Source organism: Streptomyces sp. YIM 130001 (assembly GCF_003574445.1).
Taxonomy (GTDB): domain Bacteria; phylum Actinomycetota; class Actinomycetes; order Streptomycetales; family Streptomycetaceae; genus Streptomyces.
Window position 1 is genome coordinate 1 of record NZ_KZ984587.1, and the last position, 7,138, is coordinate 7,138.

Consider the following 7,138-nt stretch of genomic DNA (forward strand, 5'->3'; position numbering starts at 1 on the left):
GTCATGGAACGTCACCCCGTACGCACCCAGCTCCGCAAGCCGCTCAACCGACTCCACCGGATCCAAAGCCCGCCTCGTCGCCTCACCGAACGGATCATTACCGCGCCAACCAACCGTCCACAGACCGAAGGTGAACCTGTCCTCACGCGTAGGCCGATACCGCATAGAGCCGCTCCCTCATCCGCCGTGATCTGCCGCGGAGTCACCGCACCTGTTTCGTCATGGCACTGAACAAATTAATCTCCGGCACTATCCCTGGGTAGTTGTCGGTCGCCCGATTCTCGGACGGAGTTTTTCGATGTCAGTTGCGGACGCGCCACTCGTCGTCGGTGTGGACAGTTCCACCCAGTCCACCAAGGTCCTCGTCGTCGACAGTTCCTCCGGGGAAGTCGTGGCGAGCGGGCAGGCGCCGCATACGGTCTCCTCCGGCGCCGGGCGGGAGAGCGATCCCGCGCAGTGGTGGCAGGCACTCCAGGACGCTCTCGCCCAGTGCGGGGACTACGCACGCAGGGCCGCCGCCGTCTCCGTCGCAGGCCAGCAGCACGGCCTGGTGACGCTCGGCTCCGACGGCCGCCCGGTGCGCCCCGCGCTGCTGTGGAACGACGTACGCCCGGCGGCCAGGACCGCGGACCTGGTGCAGCGCCTCGGCGGGCCCAAGGCCTGGGCCGAACGCGTCGGCAGCGTGCCGGCTCCCGCGTTCACGATCGGCAAATGGGCCTGGCTGCGGGAGAACGAACCGGCCGCGGTCGCCGCCACCACAGCGGTGCGGCTCCCTCACGACTACCTCACCGAACGCCTCACCGGTCAGGGCACGACGGACCGTTCGGACGCGTCGGGCACCGGCTGGTGGGCCGCCTCGATGGAGGGGTACGACGAGGAGATCCTCGCCCTTGCGGAACTCGACCCGGCGCTACTGCCGCGGGTCGTCGGACCCGGCGAGGTGGCCGGCACCGTACGCGATATTCCGGACCTCCCCTTTTCCACCGGGACGTTGGTCGCTCCCGGGATGGGTGACAACGCCGCGGCGGCCCTCGGCCTCGGACTGCTCCCGGGCACCCCGGTGCTCAGCCTCGGCACCTCTGGCACCGTGTACGCGGTCGCGGAGGAACTCACCCCGGACCCGAGCGGCACGGTCTCCGGGTTCGCGGACGCCCGGGGTGACTGGCTGCCGCTGGCCTGCACGCTGAACTGCACGCTCGCCGTGGACCGGATCGCGGCACTCCTCGGCCTGGACCGTGAGGCGGTGGAGGCGGGCGGATCCGCCGTACTGCTGCCGTTCCTGGACGGCGAACGCACCCCGGCACTGCCGGGCGCCTCCGGCCTCCTGCAGGGACTGCGCCACGAGACGACTCCCGGACAGTTGCTCCAAGCCGCCTACGACGGCGCGGTGTTCGCCTTGTTGCAGGCGCTCGGCCTGGTCCTCGGACAGGACGAGCGTGCGTCTTCGGCTTCGGCATCGACCTCGCCGCTGTTGTTGATCGGCGGCGGAGCCAGGGGCACAGCGTGGCAGCAGACCGTGCGGCGGCTGAGCGGACGGCCCGTACAGGTCCCGCGCGCGCAGGAGTTGGTCGCCCTCGGCGCGGCGGCCCAGGCGGCCGGCCTGCTCACCGGCGAGGACGCCGCGGCGGTGGCCCGTCGCTGGGGAACGGCCGACGGTCCCGTACTGGAGCCGACCTCGTGGGACGACGCCACGCTGGAGCGCATCGAGCAAGTCCTCACCACCGCCGTTCCTTTGCTCGGCGGCGGCTCGTGAGCGTCCGGAGCAGTCAGCCCTGCTGAATGCCGGCGAGCAGGATGTCAACGAGGGGGCAATACGGACGCGGGCGGTTCAGCGTCTGCTGGGTGGGCGTGCGACTCAGCGGGCCCGGTAGCGCGCGTAGATCAGCCCGCTGTCGAAGGCGCGTTCCTCCACCCGCTCGAGATCGAGGCGCACGCCGTCGGGGAAGAACCGCTTCCCGCCGCCGACCACACTCGTGGTGATGAACAGGTGGTACTCGTCCACCAGACCTGCGGCGATGGCCTGGGCCGCAAGGTTCGGGCCGTCGACGGTGAGGTCGTACGCGGACTCGGCCTTGAGTTTGCGCACCGCGTCCGGGTCGAAGTTCCGCTCGATCCGGGTCTTCGTGCTGGTCACCGACTCGAGCGTCGTGGAGTACACGACCTTCTCCGCGGCCTGCCAGTCGCGGGCGTACTGCAGGATGTGCGGCGGCTGACCGGGCTCGTTGTGCGCGGTCTCCCAATAGACCATCGTCTCGTACATCCGCCGGCCGTAGAGGTACGTGCCGACGGAGCGGAAGACGTCTCCGACGAACGTGTGCACCTCCGGGTCGTCGGCTCCGGTACCCAAGTCACCCTCGGCCGCCTCGGCGTAGCCGTCGAGCGATGTGATCATCGAGTAGATGAGCTTGGCCATACGTCTCCTCGGTGCCGAGCCCGCGGCTGTCCGCGGCTCCTGCAGGGGTGACTTCGGCGGGACGCGGAATTCATCGGTGATCGGGCCGGTCCGGTGTGCCGATCCACCGCGGCCCGGCCGCGCACTTGCACCGCTCCGGCCGACCGCCGCGTCCGCCCGGTGAGCTGCGGCCGGTCGAAGGCCACGTCTCCGTGGGTCTCGTCGCGGCCGCTGCCCTGCCCTGCCCACCGGACGAGTTCCAGTACCGAAAGTCCCTCTTCCGCCCCAACACCCGCCAGTCGTACGGTATTTAACGCTTCCTCACGTCCGTGCTCCACGCCTAGTTCAGCGCCACCGAGTGCACCGCCCCCTCCCGCACAGAGAGAGGCAAGGATCATGGACCGAGCCCCACGTTGGCCGAGTCGGCGCCGCATCCTGCAGGGCGCGGCGCTCGCCGTGCCCGCGGCCCTGGTGCCGACCACCGCAGCGACGGCGGCGCGCAGGCGACCGCGCGACTATCCGGATGCCGAGTGGATTCCGGCGAGTTCGTCCAACTACACTTCGTCCGACCGCCCTTCGAGCTATCCGATCGAGTTCGTGGTCGTGCACGTCACGCAGGAGACGTACGCGGACACCCTGGCCATCTTCCAGAACCCGGACAAACAGGTGTCCTCCCACTACCTGGTCCGCTCGAAGGACGGTCACGTCGCCCAGTGCGTCGCCGACCGACACGTCGGCTGGCATGCCGGGAACTGGGACTACAACACCCGCAGCATCGGCATCGAGCACGAGGGCTGGGTGGATCAGCCGAAGTACTTCACGGACGAGATGTACGCCTCGTCCGCCGCCCTGACCGCATTCGTCTGTGCCATCTACGACATCCCCCTCGACCGAAAACACATCATCGGCCACAACGAGGTGCCCGGCGCCACGCACACCGACCCGGGCCCGCACTGGGACTGGGACCGGTACCTGAAGCTCGTCAAGGCAGCCTGAAACGGCCTGCCGACAACGCCCGTTCGCTCGTTCGTGTCACGGCGGTTGTCGGGGGCCCGCTCCCGGGTGACGATGGCGGTTGACGCATCGCTCCCCAGGGGAGGCCGAGTTGACGGATCCGTGGATCGCTCTCACTTCGGGTACGGACCCGCAGGACCGTGCTCGCGCACTGCGCGGCGCGCACGAGACCTTCACCGCCGCGGGCACCGTCCCGCGGCCCGTGCGGCCGGTGGTCGCCGAGTCGTGGCAGCGCTCGGCCCGTGCCAGAGTGAGCCCGGACGGCTCCGCCCAGGTGGAACTGGCTGACGACGACCTCGGTTCGTACCGGGCGGAGCATCCGCTGGCTCTGGTGATGCCGCTGTTCCGGGAGCTGATGAGCACCTTCGCCACCGACGGGGAGCACCTGCTTGCGGTGTGCGACGCGCAGGGCAGGCTTCTGTGGGTCGAGGGTCACAGCGCGACCCGCTCGCGCGCCGACGACATGAACTTCGTGCCGGGCGCCCGCTGGTCGGAGACCGCGATGGGCACCAACGCCCCGGGGACCGCGGTCGCGGTCGACCGGGCCGTGCAGGTCTTCGCCTCCGAGCACTTCGCCCGCCAGGTACAGCCCTGGACGTGCGCCGCAGCTCCTGTGCACGATCCGCACACCGGCCGGCTCCTCGGCGCGATCGACATCACCGGCGGCGACCGGCTCGCCCACCCCCACAGCCTCGCTTTCGTGCAGGCCGTGGCCCGGGCCGCCGAGGCTCAACTCGCCCTGGACAAAAGCCCGGTGAACCGCACCGCCATCGAGCTGCACGCGCTCGGCCGGGACGAGGCCCTGCTCGTGGCCGGCGGCCGCAAGCACCGCCTCAGCCGTCGGCACAGCGAACTCCTGGTCCTGCTCGCCTGCCATCCCGAGGGCCTGACGGGCGACCAACTGCTGCTTCACCTCTACGCGGACGAGTCGATGTCCCCGGTGACGCTGCGCGCCGAACTCTCGCGACTGCGCGGCCTGTTGGGCCCCGATCTGCTCGCTTCCCGCCCGTACCGACTCACCGAACCGGTGGAGGCCGACTTCCAGTTGGTGGAGCGACGGCTCGCGACGGGCGCCGTCTCGGGCGCGATGCGCGCGTACGACGGCCCGCTCCTCCCGCTGTCCCAGGCGCCCGCGGTGGCCATGGTGCGCGACCGGATCGACCGCGCCCTGCGCGCCGCGCTAGCCGACCGGGGCGATCCCCAGCTGCTCGCCGACTGGGCGCACAGCCCTTGGGGTGCGGAGGACGTGGACATCTGGCGGGCCCTGGCGCGCGCTCTGCCGCAGGGTGCGCCCGAACGGGCCCCGGTACAGGACCGGTTGAACGCCCTGGACAGCGAGCAGTCGGCCGCAACGTGGTTGCAACCTCCGCGTAACTAGCCTGCGGGAACAGCGCTGCCCATCGGCGGGCAGCGGACCTCGGGAGGCCTGCAGAGATGACCCGTTACGCCGCGCCCGGCACCGAAGGCGCCCTCGTCTCCTACCAGTCGCGCTACGACCACTTCATCGGCGGTGAGTACGTACCGCCCGCGAGTGGCCGCTACTTCGAGAACCCGAGCCCGGTGAACGGCAAGACGTTCACCGAAGTGGCCCGCGGCACCGCCGAGGACGTCGAGCGGGCACTCGACGCCGCACACGCCGCAGCCCCCGCTTGGGGCCGTACGTCACCCTCGGAGCGCGCGAACGTCCTCAACCGGATCGCTGACCGTATGGAGGCCAACCTCGAGTCCCTGGCCGTCGCCGAGTCCTGGGAGAACGGCAAGCCGATCCGGGAGACACTCGCGGCGGACATCCCCCTGGCCATCGACCACTTCCGCTACTTCGCGGGCACGATCCGCGCCCAGGAAGGCTCGCTCAGCGAGATCGACGACGACACCGTGGCGTACCACTTCCACGAGCCGCTCGGCGTCGTCGCACAGATCATTCCGTGGAACTTCCCGATCCTGATGGCCACTTGGAAGCTGGCGCCCGCTCTCGCGGCGGGCAACGCGGTGGTCCTGAAGCCGGCGGAGCAGACACCCGTGTCGATCCACTACTGGATGAGCCTCGTCGCCGACCTGCTGCCGCCCGGCGTCCTCAACATCCTGAACGGCTTCGGCGCCGAGGCCGGCAAGCCGCTGGCGTCCAGCCCGCGCGTCGCGAAGGTCGCCTTCACCGGCGAGACCACCACGGGCCGGCTGATCATGCAGTACGCCTCCGAGAACATCAAGCCGGTCACTCTGGAGCTGGGCGGCAAGTCCCCGAACATCTTCTTCGACGACGTGTGGGCGCAGGACGACGCGTTCCGCGACAAGGCACTCGAGGGCTTCACCATGTTCGCCCTCAACCAGGGCGAGGTGTGCACGTGTCCGTCGCGTGCGCTGGTCCAGCGCGGCCACTACAGCGAGTTCCTGGAGGCGGCGGTCGCACGTACCGAGCAGATCGTCCCGGGCCACCCGCTCGACACCGAGACGATGATCGGCGCCCAGGCGTCCAACGACCAGCTGGAGAAGATCCTTTCGTACCTCGACATCGGCCAGCGCGAGGGCGCGAAGGTCCTCACCGGCGGCCACCGCATCGAGTACGACGGCGAGCTGGCCGGCGGCTACTACGTCCAGCCGACGATCTTCGAGGGTGACAACCGCATGCGGGTCTTCCAGGAGGAGATCTTCGGCCCGGTGGTGTCCGTGGCATCGTTCAACGACTACGACGACGCGATCAAGATCGCCAACGACACTCTCTACGGCCTCGGCGCGGGCGTGTGGACCCGCGACTCCAACACCGCCTACCGGGCGGGCCGTTCTATCCAGGCAGGCCGAGTCTGGGTGAACAACTACCACGCCTACCCGGCGCACGCCGCCTTCGGTGGCTACAAGCAGTCGGGCATCGGCCGGGAGAACCACAAGATGATGCTGGACCACTACCAGCAGACGAAGAACATGCTCGTCTCGTACTCCCCGAACAAGCAGGGCTTCTTCTAGAGACCCGGTGGAAGGCGTCTGACCTGGGCACCCGCCCGTCAGGCGCCTTCCGCTCGTCCGACTGAGGGCGAAGCCCGGCATGCGGCCCAACTCCCAGTCTCCCCACCACCATCCCGATCCTGGCCACCAGTTCCGAACCAGTCGCGGACCGAGCACCCGACTCAGCCCTCACCCGCCACCCCGTTCCTGACGCGACCCCACTCCTCCATCGACTGCACGATGGGGCGGTTGGCCTGCTCCCGGACGCCGTCCAGGAACTTGGCGTAGTGACGAAAGAGGACTTCGGTGCTCTGGCCGTGTCAGGGCACCCTTCCGCGCACGGGCCGACGTCGTGCCACAAGCAGCAACGTCCGCGTAGCTGCCGACCTGCTTGCGGAACAGCCACCCGCAGGCGCCACGCCGAAACGTGCGATGTGCGCGCAGTCGGCACACACCCGGGTGGGAATGCGTCGGTGTGCCTGGCTTCAGCGCCGATCACGCGGCCAGCGGCAACAGGCCGGGCGGCTTGCCGACTCGGCTTGCTGACGTGGAGTTCCCGACTCCGCCAGGGTCAGGGATGATGCCCCCATGGATACCGCCAAGCTTGAGCTTGCAGCCCAGCGATACCGCGACGCCGAAGAGGCCTTGAACGCGGCGCACACCGACCTCGCAGTCGAAGTCGTCGCCGCGCTCCGCCAGACCGACGAGGACGGCGCACGTGACCGGGTCGCTGAGATCACTGGCTGGACGGTCGCAGAAATCACCGATCTGATCGAGCGTGCCGACAGCGTGAGC

General features: G+C 69.5%; 6 protein-coding genes and 1 pseudogene. 5 read left to right on the plus strand and 2 right to left on the minus strand.

Annotation, left to right across the window (positions count from 1 at the left end):
• Positions 1 to 165: pseudogene (locus tag DSC45_RS35420) on the minus strand (xylose isomerase); the annotation flags it as partial.
• Between the two features lie 133 nt (positions 166 to 298).
• Between DSC45_RS35420 and xylB the strand changes: the two are divergent.
• Positions 299 to 1,753 carry a xylulokinase gene (gene xylB / locus DSC45_RS35425; protein ID WP_119296160.1) on the plus strand — a complete coding sequence of 485 codons (1,455 nt, stop codon included), beginning with the start codon at positions 299 to 301 and terminating at the stop codon, positions 1,751 to 1,753.
• Between the two features lie 102 nt (positions 1,754 to 1,855).
• Here the strand turns inward: xylB and DSC45_RS35430 are convergent, their stop codons facing one another.
• Positions 1,856 to 2,413 (minus strand): dihydrofolate reductase family protein, encoded by a 558-nt coding sequence (locus tag DSC45_RS35430; protein ID WP_119296161.1) that lies wholly within the window; start codon positions 2,411 to 2,413, stop codon positions 1,856 to 1,858.
• A 375-nt stretch (positions 2,414 to 2,788) separates the two neighbouring features.
• Between DSC45_RS35430 and DSC45_RS35440 the strand changes: the two genes are divergently transcribed.
• The 4 genes from DSC45_RS35440 to DSC45_RS35460 form a co-directional block, all read left to right on the plus strand.
• On the plus strand, positions 2,789 to 3,388 hold the full coding sequence (locus DSC45_RS35440) for an N-acetylmuramoyl-L-alanine amidase (protein ID WP_119296163.1): 600 nt from the start codon (positions 2,789 to 2,791) through the stop codon (positions 3,386 to 3,388).
• A 109-nt stretch (positions 3,389 to 3,497) separates the two neighbouring features.
• Entirely contained in the window at positions 3,498 to 4,784 is a 1,287-nt protein-coding gene (locus DSC45_RS35445) for a GAF domain-containing protein (RefSeq protein WP_119296164.1), read from the plus strand.
• A gap of 56 nt (positions 4,785 to 4,840) precedes the next feature.
• Positions 4,841 to 6,364, plus strand: a complete 1,524-nt coding sequence (locus DSC45_RS35450) for an acetaldehyde dehydrogenase ExaC (RefSeq protein ID WP_119296165.1) — start codon at positions 4,841 to 4,843, stop codon at positions 6,362 to 6,364.
• Positions 6,365 to 6,931: 567 nt separating this feature from the next.
• Positions 6,932 to 7,138, plus strand: a 207-nt coding sequence (locus DSC45_RS35460; RefSeq protein ID WP_119296166.1) for a hypothetical protein, incomplete at its 3' end; no start/stop codon positions are given.